General features: G+C 38.8%; 1 pseudogene. It reads right to left on the bottom strand.

The features are described 5' to 3' along the window. A pseudogene (locus AB4486_RS27210) lies at positions 1 to 299 on the bottom strand (hypothetical protein); the annotation flags it as partial.

The raw sequence follows: 299 nt of genomic DNA, 5'->3' as shown, positions 1-299 counted from the left end.
ATTTCGATGAAGTCATTTCCTAGCTTTCCGTCTGACCCTTTAGTATGTGGTTTATGCCGCTTAATCCCATAGTTAATTTCGGCATATAACTCTCCTAACTCCCCCCAAATCTGCAAATAACGATTTGTAAGATCGTAGAAAGCTTCGGCATTATCCACCAACTTCTCAAAGATCACTTCTAACTTGGGGTTAACTTTGGATAACTCTGAATTAAAATTACTATCAGTCGCCTCCCATTCTTTAGGAGATAACCCTAAAGCATGTAGATCTAGGTTAATATCATATGGGTTATACCCGCA

The sequence above is a fragment of the Vibrio sp. 10N.222.55.C6 genome, assembly GCF_041473395.1.
Taxonomy (GTDB): Bacteria; Pseudomonadota; Gammaproteobacteria; order Enterobacterales; family Vibrionaceae; genus Vibrio; species Vibrio crassostreae_C.
This window is presented reverse-complemented; position numbering and strand designations above follow the sequence as displayed.